This is a genomic window from Streptomyces sp. NPDC058092 (assembly GCF_042884935.1).
GTDB lineage: Bacteria > Actinomycetota > Actinomycetes > Streptomycetales > Streptomycetaceae > Streptomyces.
Genome location: NZ_JBHVSY010000008.1, coordinates 38,813 through 54,819 on the forward strand (window position 1 = coordinate 38,813; position 16,007 = coordinate 54,819).

Here is a 16,007-nt window from a genome sequence, read left to right on the forward strand (position 1 = left end):
CGACCTGTCGACGCACGGGTCGCGCGCCATTCGGGCGCGCCGGCCCGGGTTGCGACGCGTTCCTCGTGGCCGTCGCATTCCGTGAGGCGATCGCCTCACCGTTCCCGGACGGACGTGTCCGGTTCTCCGGGAAAGCCGCAGGTGAGACGCGTCGCCGGGGTACGTTCGAGTCCCACCCGCCCCCTGTTGCCGTTCCCGGCAGAAACGCTATGACCTGCGTGTATGCAGGTGGCCGCGGCCTGGCGGGCCGTATGCCCGATCCCCCGCGCCGTCAGGTGACGTACGGGCGGACTCGATTGCGGGCGGCGGGGGCGTGCTTCCGGGGGGCCTCCGGAGAGTCACTTATGGCAACGCTCCGAAGATTTGCGGTATTTCATGAGTTTTGTCGCCATTACGGCTTGTACGAGTTGTTGGCCGTAGGGGGCGGACGTAGTGTCGGTAGTGCCGCAGCAAGAGCAAGGAGCGGCACAGCGACATCCTCCAAAGGAGGCGAAGATGAAGGTTCGCAACATCTTCGACCACAGGGGCAGGGACCGCGGCGATTTCGGACGTGGACGGGGTCGTGGACGCGACCGCGACCGCGGACGTGGAGGCGACTGGGACCGTGGCGACTTCGGCCGCTTCGACCGTCGCGGCGGCCGCGGGGGTTACGGGGGTTACTGACCCGAAGGTCCCTGACTCCATCCCCAAAGCGAGGCAGGCTCGCGCTCCGGCGCGGGTCGGCCTCGTGGTCTTGGGGTCCGCGCCTATGGAGATGGTCCATAGTCCGAGCACCTCTGTGACGTGATGTCCATGCGCCTGCGCAGCTCACCAGGGCGCCCAGCGCCCTCCGAAGAGACTTCTCAGGACTCGGTGACGGATGTTCCGATCCGCACCGACCCCATCAGCATCATGGTGGCGTTCCGGCGCTTCTGGCCACTGACCGCGGGAGACAGGCGCTGGCTCGTCCTCATCTTCCTGTTCTCCGTCCTCGCCGCCATCGCCGAGACCATCACCGTCCTGCTCTTCGCCAAACTCACCGACACGGCCCTGCAGACCGGCTCCGTCAGCGCCTTCTGGAAACCGGCAGGCCAGTGGCTCGCCGTGGCCGTCATCGGCGCGGTGGTGGGATATCTGGGCAACTCGATCGCGGCCTGGACCGCCGAACGCTTCGTGATGCGGCTGCGGGCGCGGGTCTTCAGCCATCTCCAGACCCTCCCGCCGCACTTCTACCAACGCAATCGCCGCGGTGACCTGGTGGAGCGGCTGACCGGTGACGTGGAAGCCATCGAAGCGCTCGTGGTCTCGGGCATCGTCAGGGCGGCCTCGGCCGTGTTCAGCACGCTCTTCTACGCCGCCGCGGCCCTGTGGCTGCGCTGGGACCTGGCCCTCGCCACCTTGCTCATGGTGCCGCTCTTCTGGTTCACGACCAGCCGGTTCACCCGGCCCCTGCGCGCGGTGTCCCGGCGCGGCCGCGCGGCCGACGGCGCCATCACGGCAGTGGTCGAGGAGACGCTGGTCAACGTCGTCATGACGCAGGCGTACAACAGGCAGCCCGACGAGGAGGCGCGGCTCTTCGGCAAGGCGCGCCTCCGGCTGAAGATGGCGGTGAAGGCCGTCCGCCTCACCGAGTTCTACGAGCAACTCGTCGAAGTCCTCGAAACGTTGTGCGTCCTGACGATCATCGGCCTGGGGGTGTGGGAGATCTCCGCGCAACGGATGACCCTCGGGCAGCTCCTGGCCTTCGCCGCCTTCATCGGCTACCTCTACCCGCCGATCCGCTCCCTGGGCAAGCTCGGTCTGACGGCCACCGCCGCGACCGCGGGAGCCGAGCGACTGCTGGAGATCCTCGACGCCCGCCCCGCCGTCACCGACCCGGCCGCCTCCGTGCCCGCCCCGCCCCGGAGCCGTGCGCTCGGCGAGGTGGAGGCGCGTCAGGTCCTCTTCCACTACCCGGGCAGCAGCGAGCCCGTTCTCCGGGACCTCTCGTTCACCGCGAGCCCCGGGGAACTGCTGGTCATCACGGGCCCCAGCGGCGCGGGCAAGTCGACGCTGGCGGCTCTGCTGCTGAGGTTCTACGACCCGGATGCCGGCAGCATCCATCTGGACGGCGTGTCCGTGGATCAGCTGCCGCTGACCCACTTGCGCCGGAACATCACGCTGCTGCCGCAGGAGACGCTCGTCCTGCACGACACCATCGAGGAGAACATCGGGTGCGGGCGCACCGATGTGACTCACCGTGATGTCGTGGAGGCCGCACGGGCAGCCGACGCCCATGCCTTCATCCGGACTTTGCCGGAGGGATATGACACCGTCATATCCACAGGCACGTCCCGGCTCTCCGGAGGACAGCTGCAGCGGATCGCGATCGCCCGCGCCATGCTGCGCGACGCACCCGTGCTCCTGCTCGACGAGCCCACCACCGGACTGGACAGACTCGCCGCACAGCGCATCCTCGCACCGTTGCGGCGCCTCGCCGAGGGGCGCACCACCATCGTGATCACACACGATCTGGCCCTTGCCTCGGACGCCGACCGCATCCTCGTCCTGGACGAGGGACGGCTGGTGGAGTCGGGCACGCACACCCAACTCCTGGACCGGAACGGTCTGTACGCCACCCTGTTCGAGCGCCGTACCCAACCCCGTAACGGCACCGTGTACCCGTCCGCCCGCCCGTCGGGAATCCACTGGCGGTAGGCGGGGCGGTCACGGCGCCCAACTGCGGGGCCGGCCGCGCTTCCTGACGCGGAGGCCCGGAGGCGTACGGGCCGTACCCGATGGCCGCAACCGGACCGTCGGACGCACGCCGGTCGCTACCATCCGCTGTGACCGAAACAGCCGGAACAGCCGGAACAGCCGGAACAGCCGAAGAACCCGCACCCCGCCCCCGAATATTCGCCGACCTGACACCGCTGCGGACCTCCCCCCACTACCGGCGGCTCTGGTTCGGGAACACGGTCTCCTGGATCGGGCAGGGGATGACGGCGCTCGCCGTCTCGCTCCAGGTCTACGACATCACCGGATCCGCCTTCTCGGTCGGGCTCATCGGGTTCTGTTCGTTCCTGCCCCTGGTCGTCTTCGGGCTGTACGGCGGCGCCGTCGCGGACACCGTCGACCGGCGCAAGCTGGGGCTCGCCAGCTCCGCGGGGTCGTTCGCCCTCTCCGTCGCGCTGGTCGCCGCCACCGTCGCCGGGGTGGAACAGGTGGGGCTGCTCTACGCGATCGTCGCCCTGCAGGCGGCCTGCTTCGCGGTCAACGCACCGGCCCGCAGCTCGATGATCGCCCGGCTGCTGCCGGCCGAGCAGCTGCCCGCCGCCAACGCCCTCAACTCCATGACCAGCACCACCGGCACGCTGGTCGGCCCGATGCTCGGCGGGCTGATCGTCGGCTGGTGGGGATACCGGGCCGCGTACACCGTCGACGCCGTCACCTTCACCGCCTCGCTGTACGCGATGTGGCGGCTGCCCTCGATGCTGCCGGAGCGGGCGGGAGACGCGGGCGACAAGCGGGCATCCGTCGCGGACGGGCTGCGTTTCCTGGGAACCAGGCCCAATCTGCGGATGACCTTCTTCACCGACCTGTGCGCCATGGTGCTGGCCCATCCCCGGGCGCTGTTCCCCGTCGTCGCCGTGGTCTGGTTCGGCGGTGACGCGAAGACCACCGGACTGCTGGTCGCCGCCCCGGCGCTGGGGGCCCTGCTGGGCGGGGTGTTCTCCGGATGGCTGGGACGTATCCGCCGCCACGGCCTCGCCGTGCTCCTCGCCGTCGCCTGCTGGGGCACCGCCATCGCGCTCTTCGGTCTGACCCGTCAGCTCTGGCTCGGACTGATCTTCCTGGCGCTCGCCGGTGCCGCGGACACCACCTCGATGGTCTTCCGGAACACCATGCTCCAGGCGGCCGTGCCGGACGAGATGCGAGGGCGGCTGCAGGGCGTGTTCATCGTCGTCGTGGCGGGCGGACCGAGGCTCGGCGACTTCCTCGCCGGATCGGTCGCGGACCTCACCTCGCCCGGCCTGGCGGTGACCGGCGGCGGGATCGCCTGCGTCGTCGCCGTGTCGCTGCTGGGGCTGCGGTGGCGCGGATTCGTGCGGTACGACGCGAAGAACCCGCAGCCGTGACGGCTCGGCGCCGGACCCCGCTCCCTGATCCGGCCTGATCCGGCCTGATCCGGCCTGATCCGGCCCGATCTGTCCTGATCCAGACGAAAGGCCCTGCCCGTAACCCGTCAGGCAGGCAGCGACCGCTTCATGATCTTGCCCAGGTCGTTACGGGGCAGCGCCTCCAGGTAGCGGACCGTACGCGGGCGCTTGTGCGGGGACAGCTGGGCGGCCACATGGTCCGCGAGCTCGTCCTTCGCCGGGGGCGCGGCGGGGTCGGCCGGCACCACCCAGGCGACGATGCGCTCACCCAGATCCGGGTCCGGTTCACCGGTGACGGCGGCCTCGCGGACGCCGGGGTGGTCGAGGAGCGCGTTCTCGATCTCACCGGCGCCGATCTTGTACCCGCCGCTCTTGATCAGGTCGGTGGCCTTGCGGCCGACGATCCGTACGTAGCCGTCGGTGTCGCGGGTGGCCATGTCCCCCGTACGGAACCAGCCGTCCTCGGTGAGCGCCGCGGCCGTGGCGTCGGGGCGGTTCAGATAGCCGGTGAAGAGGTTCGGGCCGCGCACCTGGATCTCGCCGATGGTGTCGGGGCCGGTGAGGACGGTGCCGTCCTCCTCGACCAGACGGAGTTCGACGCCGCGCAGGGGTGCGCCGACCGTGCCGGGGCGCGGTTCGCCGTCGGCCCGGACGCCGGTGTTCATCAGGGTCTCCGTCATGCCGTACCGCTCGATGACCCGGCGGCCGGTCGCCGCCGCGATCCGCTCGTGCTCGTGAACCGGCAGCGCGGCCGACCCGGACACCAGCAACCGGGCCCCGGCCAGTGCCTTCGCCAGCCCGGCCGCGTCCGGGCCGGAGCCGTCGAGGGCCTCGGCCAGCCGGTGGTACATCGTCGGTACGCCGAAAAGCATCGTGCCGCCGGACGACAGCTCCCGCGCCACCCCGTCGGTGGAGAACCGGCCCAGGTGCCGCACCGATCCGCCCCGGCGCAGCGGCCCGAGCACGCCCAGGATCAGACCGTGCACATGGAACAGCGGCAGGGCGTGGACGAGCACGTCGTCGCCGGTCCACTGCCAGGCGTCCTCCAGCGCGTCCAGCGACGCGGCGATCGCCCGCCGCGGCAGGACCGCGCCCTTGGGCGGGCCCGTGGTGCCGGAGGTGTAGACGATCAGCGCGGGGGACTCGGGGGAGGGCTCGGGGAGCGTGGGGCACGCCGCCCCGTCCGGGGCCGTTTCGACATCGATACGGTCCAGCGCCTCCAGCACCGGCGGGAGGACGTCGCCCGCCCCGGCCAGCACCACGCCCGGTTCGCTGTCGGCCACGATGTGCCCGAGTTCACGCGTCCCCGTCTTCGGGTTGAGCGGCACCGCCGGCACCCCGGCCCGCAGCGCGGCCACGACGGCGACCACGGTCTCGGGCGTGGGCGTGGCCCAGACGGCGACCCGTCGGGCGCCGGTGAGACGTGCGGCGAGCGCGGCGGAGGCGACGGCCAGCCGGTCGTACGTCAGGGAGTGTTCGCCGAACCGGATGGCTTCCCGGACGGAACCGTCATCCGGCACACACAGAAGAGGAGTCACCCACCGCACCCTAGGGCCGAACGGGCGTGAAGGCCGAGCCCTACTCCCGCTGAAGGTTCCGCCGCATACGCCCGTACGCGTACACGCATCCCGCCGGCGCAAGGTCCGACAGCAGCATGAAGCCGATCGAGTACGACCTCTGCGCGCTGTAGATCGCCCCCATCACCAGCGGCGGTACGAAGCCCCCAGGCCGCCCATCGCGCCGACGATCCCGGTCACGCCGCCCACCTTCGCCTGCGGCGTCACCTGGGAGACCAGGGCGAAGACACTGCCGCTCGCGGTGCCCAGGCCCGCCGCCACGCAGAGCAGTGCGGCCAGGACTGCGGCCCCGGTGCGCCTTGCGAGGTCACGAACCGGACAAAGCTGAGACAATCGCAGTATGGACCGTCTGGACAGGGAGATTCTCGGCATCCTCCAGGAGGATGCCCGGATCTCGTACCGCGATCTGGGCGTACGGGTCGGGCTCAGCGCCAACGCCGCGGCCGACCGGGTGCGCCGGCTGCGGCGCGACGGTGTCATCCGCGGCTTCACCGTGATCATCGACCCGGCCGCCGACACCCGCACGGGCCTCGTCGTCTTCATCGACGTGACGCTGCGTATCGACACGACGAACGAGGTGTTCGAGCGGGCGGTGCTCGCGCTGCCCGGCATCACCGAGGTGGTGCATGTGACCGGCGGCCACGACTACCTCGTACGGGCCACCGTCGCCGACACCGCGGCCCTGGACGGACTGCTGCGCAGGCTCAAGCGTGAGGCCGGTGTCGCCCACTCCAACACCCGCGTCGCGCTCAGAGCGGCGCCTGCCAGATGACGGTCGACGAACGCGAGCCGTCCTCCTCGCGGCCGTCGTCGGCGACCGACAGCCGGACCGCGGCCCGCCCGTCGGGCTCCACGGCCGCCGCGTCCACCTCCACCTCGATCGCCGTCACCCCGGCCCGCCGGTGCGCGGCGGCGAGCGCGCCCCGCAGCGCCGCGAGCAGCCGGCCGTCCACGGGCTCCCGGACCAGTGTGTCGACCGCCCCGTTGAAGTGCACCGACGGCTGGAAGCCGAGGACGGCGGCGGCGCCCCCGGTCTCCCGCAGCACCCGGCCGCGGAAGGTGGCGGGGGCCTCGGCGGGCGGCTGCTGGAGGGCGAAGATCGTCGTCCGTACCTCCTGAATGGTGGAGTCCAGCTCGTCGACGGCCTTGCCGAGCAGCTCGTCCGTCTCCGGGGCGGCGGTCCTGCGGCGCGTCGACTCCAGCATCATCTCGGTCGCGAACAGCCGTTGGACGACGAGGTCGTGCAGATCGCGGGCGATCCTGTCCCGGTCCTCGTACACCGCGAGCTGTTCCCGGTCGTGCTGGGCGTCCGCCAGGACCAGGGCGAGCGCGGCCTGCGAGGCGAACTGCGAGGCCAGCTGCCGGTCGACGGCCGTGTACGGGCGGGCGCCGCGCCGCCGGGGCAGGGCGAGGGTGCCGATCAGCCGTCCGCCGCTCTGCAGCGGCAGCATCATGCTGGGCCCGAACCGCGACCGCACATGCGTCGTCATTCGCGGATCGGTCGCCGAATCCTCGATGAACACGGGTTTCCCGCCCAGCAGTTGGACCAGCACGGCGGAGCCGGGCTCGATGGTCGTACCGACGATCCCGGCCGGGTCGTCGAGCGTGGACGCGGTGACGATCTCCATGCCGCCCTTCTCGTTCGGCTGGAGTATCACCCCGGCGGTGGCGTCGGCGAGTGCCCTGGCCCCCTCGGCGACGGTCAGCAGCGCGTCGGCCGCGTTCCCGCCGGACAGCAGGGCGGTGGTGACGGCGGCCGCCCCCTCGATCCAGCGCTCCCGTTGCCGGGCCGCCTCGTACAGCCGGGCATTGCCGATCGCGATCCCGGCCTGCGAGGCCAGCACCCTGAGCAGCGCCATGTCCGTATCGGTGAAGCGGCCGGTGCGCTTCTCGGTGAGGTAGAGGTTGCCGAACACCTGGTTCTGCACCCGGATCGGTGCCCCCAGGAAGGAGCGCATCCGCGGATGGCCGGGCGGTACCCCGCAGGAGCGCGGGTCGGTGGTCAGATCGTCGGAGCGCAGCGGCTGCGGTTCGGCGATGAGGACGCCGAGCATCCCCGAATGCCCGCGCGGCAATCGGCCGATGCGCTGCCGCTCGGCGTCGCCGAGGCCCGAGGTGAACAGCTCGCTGATCGTGCCGGGCCCGGGGTCGAGTACGCCGAGCGCGCCGTACCGGGCGTCCGTCAGCGCGGTGGCGGTGTCCACGATCTGCTGGAGAGTGGCCCGCAGTTCGAGATCGGTGCCGACGCTCAGCACCGCTTCCAGGAGCATCGGCAGCCGGGGCGCCCGCGCACGGCCGGCCGCGGCGGCCGTCTCCTCGTCCGGGGGCCCCGCGCGCGGGTGCGCCGCCGCCCTGTTCTCGGTCTCTTCGGTCATACGCGCACCCCCGCGGTGCTCAGCAGGCGAGCGGGTCGAGGACCATCGGCTCGATCTTCCCGTCCAGCATCGCACCGAGCCCCAGTACGGAGCACACGTCGGGCCGGTCCGCGATGTGCACGGGCATGCCCGTCGCCTCCCGCAGCATCTGATCGAGGCCCGGCAGCAGCGCGCTGCCGCCGACCATCATGATCCCGCAGTCGGCCAGGTCGGCCACCAGGTCGGGCGGGCAGTCGCGCAGGATCTGGCCGAGACCGTCGAGCACGGCGGTCAGCGGGGCATGGATCGCCTTCCGTACGGCGGCGGTGTCGACCTCCACCGAGCGGGCCAGACCGGTCAGCACGTCCCGGCCGTGGATCTCGGTCGTGGGGGGCCCGTGCGAGCTCAGACCGCTGCCGCTGAGGGCCAGTTGCAGCGGTCGTACGGACTGGCTCGGCAGCATCAACTCGTGGTGCTGGCGCAGATACTGGATCACTGTGTGGTCGATGGCGTCGCCGCCGACCGGGACACGTACGGCGGTCACGATCGAGCCGAGCGAGAGCACCGCGATCTGAGTGGTCGCCGCCCCGCACACCATGATCATGGTCGCGGTCGGCTGCTCGACGGGGAGCCCGCAGCCGACGGCCGCCGCGATCAGGGTGTCGACCAGCTCGACCCGCCGCGCGCCCAGCCCCACCAGGGTCTCGATGGTGGCCCGCTGGGCGAGCGGATCGCTGTCGTGCGGGGTGCAGGCGGCGGCCCGCAGCCGGGGCTTGCGGCGCAGTTGGCGGCGGAGCTTCTCGCCGAGCAGCTGGCGGAGCATCCGCTGGGCCATCTCGATGTCGATGACGGTTCCGCCGGTGACCGGGCGGACCACCCGGATGTAGTCGGGGGTGCGGCCCGTCATCTTTTCGGCGAGTTCGCCGACGGCGATGAGCGAGCCGGTACGGGTGTTCATGGCGGCGGCGCTCGGCTCGTCGACGACGAGCCCGAGCCCCTTGACGTACACGCGGGTCCGGGCGGCCCCGAGGTCGACGGCGACATGGCAACGGCGCAACTGCTCAAGGCTGACGGTCACGGCAGGTTCTCCCGAGAGCACTGAGGGGGTTCCGGCGGCAGCCGGCTCTCTTCGCATCGTGCGCCGTTCGGAGTCATCGCGCCCGTCGGGATGAGCCGTAGGAGGTACGGGGCTGACGGAGTGACAGAACGCGCGGTACGCGGAGGTCAGCCGGGCAGCAGTCGCTGGAACAGCCCCCAGGTGAATTCGGCGACATACGGTTCACCCGTGTCGGGCGCGTTGATCGCGAGCGCCCACCGGGTCGGCGCGCTGCCCTCCATCGGGCGGGCCGGCGCGAAGGCCCGGGCGACCTCGTCCACCGTGCCCGACCAGGGGCGCAGATCCTCGACCGTACGCAGCTCGGGGCCCGGCGCTCCCGGCGCCCGGACCAGCCATTCGTTCCATACGGCCCCGCCCGGCGCGACCATCACCTCGAACCGCAGATCCGGCCAGAGCGGCACCGGCCACAGCAGCGCGTCGCACTCCAGATCGCCGATCGTGCGGCGTACGGACGACTCGGGCTCGCCGAGTACCGAACGGTAGCGCCGCAGCGCGCCCCGCCCGCGCGGCGCCCGCGCCATGGCCTGCCAACGCCGGTTGGCCTCCCGCATCTCGGCGAGCGAGGCGCTGAGCTCCTGCCGGGCCTCGTCGACGAGGGTGGGCTGATGGTCGGCCATCCGGCGCAGCAGGACGAGCTGGAACTCACGGGGGCCGAAAGGCGGGGGCGCGGTCATGGATTCAACGGTTCCACACAAGATCCTCACCTGGGCGGCTTTCTATGTTGTCCTACAGGCATCTAATCTGCGGGCGCCATGGATTACTGCCACCCGTGTCAACGGCATCTCAACGGCGCCCTGGCCTGTGCCGGATGCGGAACCCCCGCGGAGGCGCTGAGCCACTACGCCACGCCTGCGTTCTCCGGTCACGAACCGGATGGGGAGCGCGAACCGTCCGCACCGCCCGGGCCCGGGGGACGCCGCCGGGGGCGCGGTGCTGCCCGGCCCACGCGCGGCACCCCCGGTTCCCGCAGGCCGGACCGGAGGGCCGGGGTGCAGCGGCGTGGCAAGCGCGCACACCGCCGTCGGGGCCGGACGGCCCTGCTCGTCGTGCTCGGCGTGGTGCTCGCGGCGGGGCTGCTGAGCCTGGCCGAGCTGGCCATCGAGCCGAACGGTGACGACCGCGCCTCGGACTACGTACGCGAAGCGGTCCCGGTCCCGGTCACGATCGAGCCGGCCCCGGCCCACTCGGCGAGCGACGCGGCCGAACGGCCCGGTCCGGTGGACGGTTCCTCCGTGGTCCCGGCCACCGATGCGCACCCCGCCGGTGCCACGGGTGCGGGCGGGGCGACGGGCGGCGCCCGCCCCGAGGGCCCCGGCGCGGGCAGCCCCCGCCCCGAGGATTCCGGTGCCGCGTCGCTACCGGAATCCGCCGCGCCCGCCGCCTCCACGGACCCGTCGCCCGGCCCTGTCGCCACCGAGGGGACGTCCGGCGATCCGTCGGGCCCGGCCAGGCCCGGCGGCGGCCCGACGCGGTCGGCACCTCCGGTGTCGCCCACCCCGACGCCGACCCGGTCCGAGACGTGCTGGTTCCTCTGGTTCTGCTCCTGAGCGGTTCTGTTCCCGGGCGGTTCTGTTCCTGAGCTGGTTCTGTTCCCGGGCGAGTTCTGCTCCTGAGCGGTTCGTCCGCTCGCGTGGCCCCGGGCCGCCGGGCCGCGTCCTGCCCTCAGTCGCGGCGCGGGCCCGACTCTCCCAGCATCCGCCGCAGCAGGTCCCGCAGCGTCGCCCGGTCCTCGTCCGACAGCTCGGCCAGCGGCTCCCGGGCGAACGTGAGCGAATCGCGCAGCTCCTGCGCCGTCCGCGCGCCCTTCTCCGTCGGGGCGGCCAGCTTCACCCGCCGGTCGGCCGGATCCGGCCTGCGCTCCACCAGGCCGCGCGTCTCCAGCCGGTCGACGATGCCGGTGACATTCGACGGCTCGCACTTCAGCTTCTGGGCGATCCTGCGCATGGGCATCGGCTCCAGGGCGAGCAGCCCGAGGACGCGCGCCTGGGCGCCGGTGAGGGAGTGGGCCGCCGCGGCCTCGTCGTACTCCTCGTAGTAACGCGCCACGACTGTGCCGATGAGCTCGACGACTTCGAGGGTCAGAGGGTCTGTACGGGTGGTGGCCATGACACCCACGATAACCGGTTACTTGACAATATGAAATATCCAGGAGCATGGTTGTTTCACGTCATGAAGTATTTCCGCTTCCCCCGTCGGCCCGGGCCGGCCGGGTGGAGCCTCCCCCACCCCGTAAGACATTGAGGAGACCCCGAGCCCATGTCTGCAGCACTTCCCGCGTCCAGCCGTGAATGGCACCTCGTGGCCCGCCCGCACGGCTGGCCGAAGGCCGAGGATTTCGCACTGCGTGAGGCCCCGGTCACCGCTCCCGGCGAGGGCCGCGTCCTCGTCCGTAATCTGCACTTCTCGGTAGATCCGTACATGAGGGGAAGGATGAACGACGTGAAGTCGTACACCCCGCCCTTCAAGCTCGATCACCCCATGGACGGCGGAGCGGTCGGCGAGGTCATCGCGTCGAACGCGGCGGGCATCGCGGTCGGCGACCACGTCCTGCACGGCCTCGGCTGGCGTGAGTACGCCGAGGTCCCGGCCGAGCGCGTGGTGAAGGTCGACCCGTCGCTCGCCCCGCTCTCCGCCTACCTCGGCGTGCTCGGCATGACCGGTCTCACCGCCTACGCGGGCCTCTTCGAGGTCGCCTCCTTCAAGGAGGGCGACGCCGTCTTCGTCTCCGGCGCGGCCGGTGCGGTCGGCAGCCAGGTCGGCCAGATGGCGAAGCTCAAGGGTGCCTCACGAGTCATCGGCTCGGCCGGATCCGACGAGAAGGTCAAGCTCCTCGTCGAGGAGTACGGCTTCGACGCGGCGTTCAACTACAAGAACGGCCCGGTCGCCGAGCAGCTGCGCGAGGCCGCTCCCGACGGCATCGACGTCTACTTCGACAACGTCGGCGGCGAACACCTCGAAGCCGCGATCTCCTCGCTCAACGTGCACGGCCGCGTCACCGTCTGCGGAATGATCGCCCAGTACAACGCGACCGAGCCGACCCCCGGCCCGCGCAACCTCGCCCTCGTCATCGGCAAGCGGCTGCGCATCCAGGGCATGCTCGTCGGCGATCACGCCGCGCTCCAGCCGCAGTTCGTCCAGGAGGTCGCCGGCTGGCTGGCCTCGGGCGAGCTGAAGTACCGCGAGACCTTCGTCGAAGGCATCGAGAACGGCTTCGACGCCTTTCTCGGTCTGCTGCGCGGCGAGAACACCGGGAAGATGATCGTCTCCCTCGCCTGAAAGCCGCTCAGGGGCACCCATTAGTCTCATCCCCAGGCCGTCGCGATCGTGGGCGCGAGTCGCGGCGCACAGCAGAAGGAAATTTCTCAGCATGGCTATTCAGGACATCACCGTTGCCTACACCGCTGTCGCCACCGCCGAGAACGGCCGTGACGGCCGCGTCTCGTCCGACGACGGCAACCTCGACGTCGTCGTCAACCCGCCCAAGGCCATGGGCGGAAGCGGCGCGGGCACCAACCCGGAGCAGCTCTTCGCGGCCGGCTACAGCGCCTGCTTCCAGGGCGCCCTCGGCGTCGTGGCCCGTCAGGAGAAGGCCGACATCTCCGGCTCCACGGTGACCGCCGCGGTCTCCATCGGCAAGACCGCCGAGGGCGGCTTCGGTCTGGAGGTCGCGATCACGGCCACCATCCCGAACGTCGACACCGCCACCGCGCAGTCGCTCATCGAGAAGGCCCACCAGGTGTGCCCGTACTCGAACGCCACGCGCGGCAACATCAAGGTCGAGCTGTCGGTCGCCTGACCGCGCGCAACCGGCCGAGGGCCGCATCCCTGCCGGGGTGCGGCCCTCGGCCGTGCACCGGGCACACCTCGACGGGAGAGGTCGCCGCCCCCACAAGTACCCTGACGCCATGCGCGATCTAGGGGTGGGCTTCGGCTACTTGATCAAGGGACAGCGATGGGTCGGCCGGCACGGACGCTGGTTCGGCTTCGGGCTGCTGCCCGGACTCGTCACCCTCGTCCTGTACGCGGCAGCGCTCGTCGGCCTCGGCTACGGCGCCGACACTCTGGTGACCTGGGCGACCCCCTTCGCCGACGACTGGTCGTCGCCCTGGGCCGGCCTGCTCCGCACCACCCTGACCGTGCTGGTCTTCGTCCTCGGGCTCTTCCTCGCCGTGATCACGTTCACCGCCGTGACGCTGCTGGTCGGCCAGCCCTTCTACGAGTCGCTCTCCGAGCAGGTCGACCGTACGGAGGGCGGCGAGGTCCCCGAGTCCGGGCTGCCGCTCTGGCGGGAACTGTGGATATCCGCCCGTGACAGCGTCCGTATCCTCGCGCGGGTGGGGCTGTACTCGGTGCTGCTCTTCGCCCTCGGATTCATTCCGGTCGTCGGCCAGACCGTCGTCCCCGTGATCGGCTTCTGCGTCACCGGCTACTTCCTCGCCGAGGAGCTCACCGCCGTCGCGCTCCAGCGCCGCGGCGTGATCCTGAAGGACCGGCTCGCCCTGCTGCGCGGCCGCCGCCTGCTGACCCTCGGCTTCGGCGTGCCGCTGGGGCTCGCCTTCCTCGTCCCGTTCGTCGCCGTGTTCCTGATGCCGGGCGCCGTCGCCGGGGCCACCCTGCTGGCCCGCGACCTGGTGGCGCCCGACGAGGACGAGGACGACGACGCGGCCCCCGCCCCGTACACCCTCCACAAGGGCTGAACCGCTGCTCGTCCGACGGGGCGTCACCCCGGGCCCGGCCCGCTGAGCGACGCCCGCCGGACACCGGTCAGCTGGTGTGCACCTCCAGCGCGGACCTGACCGCCGACTCCAGGGCCCCCTCGATCCAGGCCGGCTTGATCGAGGTGTGGCAGCCGGCGAAGTGCAGCGGCCCCTCCACCGAGCGCACATCGGCGAACAACTCGGTGTGCTGGCCCGGCAGCAGCACCGACGCCTCGCCGTACGCGTACGGGTCGCGCATCCACGACTGGGTGGCGCCGACGCCCGTGTAGAAGACCTCGACGCGCTGCCCGTACACGTCCTGTACCCCGCCCAGGGCGTGCGGATAGCGCTCGTCGTCGTCCAGCGAGTCCCACTTCAGCGCGTCGTCGGCCCAGCTGTACGAGGCGAGGACCACACCGCCCGCGCTGCCCTCGACCGGGTGGGACGGCTGGAACATGAAGCGGTTGGGGTTGTCGGTGACCGATCCGCCGCCGATGACATGCGCCGCCTCGGGCTGGTTGCGCGCGGTGGCCCGGTACGCCGCGTAGTGCACCCGCTGGTTGGGCGGCAGGTGACCGGGCGGTACGGAGGGGTGGGCGCCGAGCAGCGAGCCGTCGGCCGGGGCCTTGCCCAGCCGGTAGGCGTCGTACAGGCCGGGCCTGATGCGGTCCAGCTCGGTCTTCCAGTCCTTCTCCTCGAACTCCCACCAGCGGCGGCTGAATTCGAGCAGCACCTTGGTCGCCGCGTCGTAGTGGATCTCGGTGATCGCGCGCCGCTTGCCGTACGAGAGCATGGGGGCGACGGGGATGTGGCGCAGCCCGGAGAACGGCACGGTGATGATCGCCCGGTCGCCGGTGAACGTCTCGCGCACCAGCGGCCTGCCGTTGCGGCCCTCGGAGATCGTCTCGACCCGGACGCTGTTCGCGCCGTAACCGATCCTGGTGGCCCGGCGGTCCAGCCGCACGATGTCCCGGACCCGCCCGTACATCGCGTCGGCCAGGGTGGCCGTACCGTCCGGCAGTTCGAAGAACGCGGTGTCCGGGCTGATCAGGGAGGCCCCGATGAAGCTGTGCACAAAGGCGAGGTGGAGCCGCGAGGTGAGGTTCTCGACCGTGCCGATGAGGTCGATGGTGCGCTCGTCGAGCTTGGCCGCCTCGGTCAGGAAGCGGAACATCGACCAGTGTCCGTACCGCTGGATGACCCGCGCCCAGCCCTCGACGAGCTCGCGGCCCTCCTTGCCCTCGAACTCCTTGCGCACGGGCGCGAAGGCCTCCCGCACGATCGTCGCGGCGGTCTTGTTCTCGAACTCGGCGGGGACGCCGAACGAGCGGTTGATCGCCTGCGGCCTCGCCGCGTAGTCGGCCTTGCGCATCCGGACGCCGTTGACATGGATCCAGGTGTGGTTGACCGGCCGGCCCTCGGCGTCGACGTCGACCAGGTAGAAGCGGCGGCGCTTCAGATCGAAGCTGTCGATGAGCCCGGTGACGAGCGGGTGGCTGTCGGGGATCCGCATGGCGCCGGCCTCGGCGTACTGCTTCGGGTCGGCGAACGGCGCCTTCGCGTGCTCGTGGCCGCCCGTGCGGAAGGTCTTGATCCGGCCGCCGACGCGGTTGCCGTTGGCCTCGATCACGGTGACGGTGTGCCCGGCGTTGCGGAGCAGATGGGCGGCGGTGAGCCCGGCCGGGCCCGCGCCGACGACCAGCACCTTCTTGGGGGCCTTGCGGCTGCGCGGCAGGCCCTTGGAGAGCAGGATGTCGCGGTACGTGGGGACCAGCGGCTGGTCCTGTTCGTCGCGTACGAGGATGGCGCGGGCGATGGTCAGGCAGGCGTTCCAGTCCGAGCCGGGGGCGGCCGTGGGCGCGAGCGCGGTGCCGGACGCGGCGGTGGCGTCGAGGGCGTGGGGCGCGGCGGCGTTCGCGGAGCCGACGGCGGTCGTGGCGAGCGCGGCGGCACCGGCGGCGGCGCCCGTGATCATGGTGCGCCGGGAGGGCAGGCCGGAGGTGGCTCCGGTGGGCTTGGAAGTCATGCGGCCCACCTTGGGGCGCGCGGGAGGGTGCCCTTCGCCCGGACGCGCGTAGACCGCCCGGAAATCACCCGCAGGTGGGGCCCGTCGATCTTGTTGTACTGACGTCGCAGCAGGTCAT

At 71.5% G+C, this 16,007-nt stretch carries 13 protein-coding genes and 1 pseudogene; 7 read left to right on the forward strand and 7 right to left on the reverse strand.

Translation table 11 applies throughout. The features are described from left to right. The first annotated feature begins 792 nt into the window (after positions 1-792). Both ACFVV1_RS15210 and ACFVV1_RS15215 read left to right on the forward strand, forming a co-directional pair. Positions 793-2,676, forward strand: a complete 1,884-nt coding sequence (locus ACFVV1_RS15210; RefSeq protein WP_389989681.1) for an ABC transporter ATP-binding protein — start codon at positions 793-795, stop codon at positions 2,674-2,676. An 80-nt stretch (positions 2,677-2,756) separates the two neighbouring features. Beyond that, positions 2,757-4,097: an MFS transporter gene (locus ACFVV1_RS15215; protein WP_389989682.1), complete on the forward strand. Its 1,341-nt coding sequence runs from the start codon at positions 2,757-2,759 to the stop codon at positions 4,095-4,097. Between the two features lie 107 nt (positions 4,098-4,204). Here the strand turns inward: ACFVV1_RS15215 and ACFVV1_RS15220 are convergent, their stop codons facing one another. Together ACFVV1_RS15220 and ACFVV1_RS15225 are read right to left on the reverse strand one after the other, a co-directional pair. Continuing rightward, positions 4,205-5,665: an acyl-CoA synthetase gene (locus ACFVV1_RS15220; protein ID WP_389989683.1), complete on the reverse strand. Its 1,461-nt coding sequence runs from the start codon at positions 5,663-5,665 to the stop codon at positions 4,205-4,207. 31 nt (positions 5,666-5,696) lie between these two features. Further along, positions 5,697-5,968 (reverse strand): annotated as a pseudogene (locus tag ACFVV1_RS15225) (MFS transporter); the annotation flags it as partial. Between the two features lie 67 nt (positions 5,969-6,035). Between ACFVV1_RS15225 and ACFVV1_RS15230 the strand changes: the two are divergent. Then, positions 6,036-6,467 carry an Lrp/AsnC family transcriptional regulator gene (locus tag ACFVV1_RS15230; protein WP_124717831.1) on the forward strand — a complete coding sequence of 144 codons (432 nt, stop codon included), beginning with the start codon at positions 6,036-6,038 and terminating at the stop codon, positions 6,465-6,467. On the opposite strand, the gene ACFVV1_RS15235 is transcribed toward ACFVV1_RS15230, so the two are convergent. From ACFVV1_RS15235 to ACFVV1_RS15245, 3 genes are all read right to left on the reverse strand, one after another. Then, complete coding sequence (locus ACFVV1_RS15235) at positions 6,445-8,070, reverse strand: GAF domain-containing protein (protein ID WP_389989684.1); 1,626 nt, start codon at positions 8,068-8,070, stop codon at positions 6,445-6,447. The two genes, ACFVV1_RS15230 and ACFVV1_RS15235, sit on opposite strands and share 23 nt — an antisense overlap. Positions 8,071-8,089: 19 nt before the next feature. After that, complete coding sequence (locus ACFVV1_RS15240; protein ID WP_389989685.1) at positions 8,090-9,127, reverse strand: rod shape-determining protein; 1,038 nt, start codon at positions 9,125-9,127, stop codon at positions 8,090-8,092. A gap of 146 nt (positions 9,128-9,273) precedes the next feature. Next, on the reverse strand, positions 9,274-9,840 hold the full coding sequence (locus ACFVV1_RS15245; RefSeq protein WP_389989686.1) for a hypothetical protein: 567 nt from the start codon (positions 9,838-9,840) through the stop codon (positions 9,274-9,276). Between the two features lie 315 nt (positions 9,841-10,155). Between ACFVV1_RS15245 and ACFVV1_RS15250 the strand changes: the two genes are divergently transcribed. Beyond that, positions 10,156-10,713 (forward strand): hypothetical protein, encoded by a 558-nt coding sequence (locus ACFVV1_RS15250; RefSeq protein WP_389989687.1) that lies wholly within the window; start codon positions 10,156-10,158, stop codon positions 10,711-10,713. Positions 10,714-10,828: 115 nt separating this feature from the next. Here ACFVV1_RS15250 and ACFVV1_RS15255 read toward each other — a convergent pair whose 3' ends face one another. Then, the gene (locus ACFVV1_RS15255) at positions 10,829-11,272 is read right to left on the reverse strand and encodes a MarR family winged helix-turn-helix transcriptional regulator (RefSeq protein ID WP_389989688.1); all 444 of its coding nucleotides are present in this window, start codon (positions 11,270-11,272) and stop codon (positions 10,829-10,831) included. Positions 11,273-11,422: 150 nt separating this feature from the next. Here ACFVV1_RS15255 and ACFVV1_RS15260 point away from each other — a divergent pair, with 150 nt between their 5' ends. From ACFVV1_RS15260 to ACFVV1_RS15270, 3 genes are all read left to right on the forward strand, one after another. Then, the gene (locus ACFVV1_RS15260; RefSeq protein WP_389989689.1) at positions 11,423-12,442 is read left to right on the forward strand and encodes an NADP-dependent oxidoreductase; all 1,020 of its coding nucleotides are present in this window, start codon (positions 11,423-11,425) and stop codon (positions 12,440-12,442) included. 91 nt (positions 12,443-12,533) lie between these two features. Further along, the gene (locus tag ACFVV1_RS15265) at positions 12,534-12,962 is read left to right on the forward strand and encodes an organic hydroperoxide resistance protein (protein WP_384447265.1); all 429 of its coding nucleotides are present in this window, start codon (positions 12,534-12,536) and stop codon (positions 12,960-12,962) included. A 109-nt stretch (positions 12,963-13,071) separates the two neighbouring features. Next, positions 13,072-13,863 (forward strand): EI24 domain-containing protein, encoded by a 792-nt coding sequence (locus tag ACFVV1_RS15270; RefSeq protein WP_389989690.1) that lies wholly within the window; start codon positions 13,072-13,074, stop codon positions 13,861-13,863. Positions 13,864-13,930: 67 nt separating this feature from the next. Here ACFVV1_RS15270 and ACFVV1_RS15275 read toward each other — a convergent pair whose 3' ends face one another. Beyond that, complete coding sequence (locus ACFVV1_RS15275; protein WP_389989691.1) at positions 13,931-15,889, reverse strand: flavin monoamine oxidase family protein; 1,959 nt, start codon at positions 15,887-15,889, stop codon at positions 13,931-13,933. Positions 15,890-16,007 lie beyond the last annotated feature (118 nt).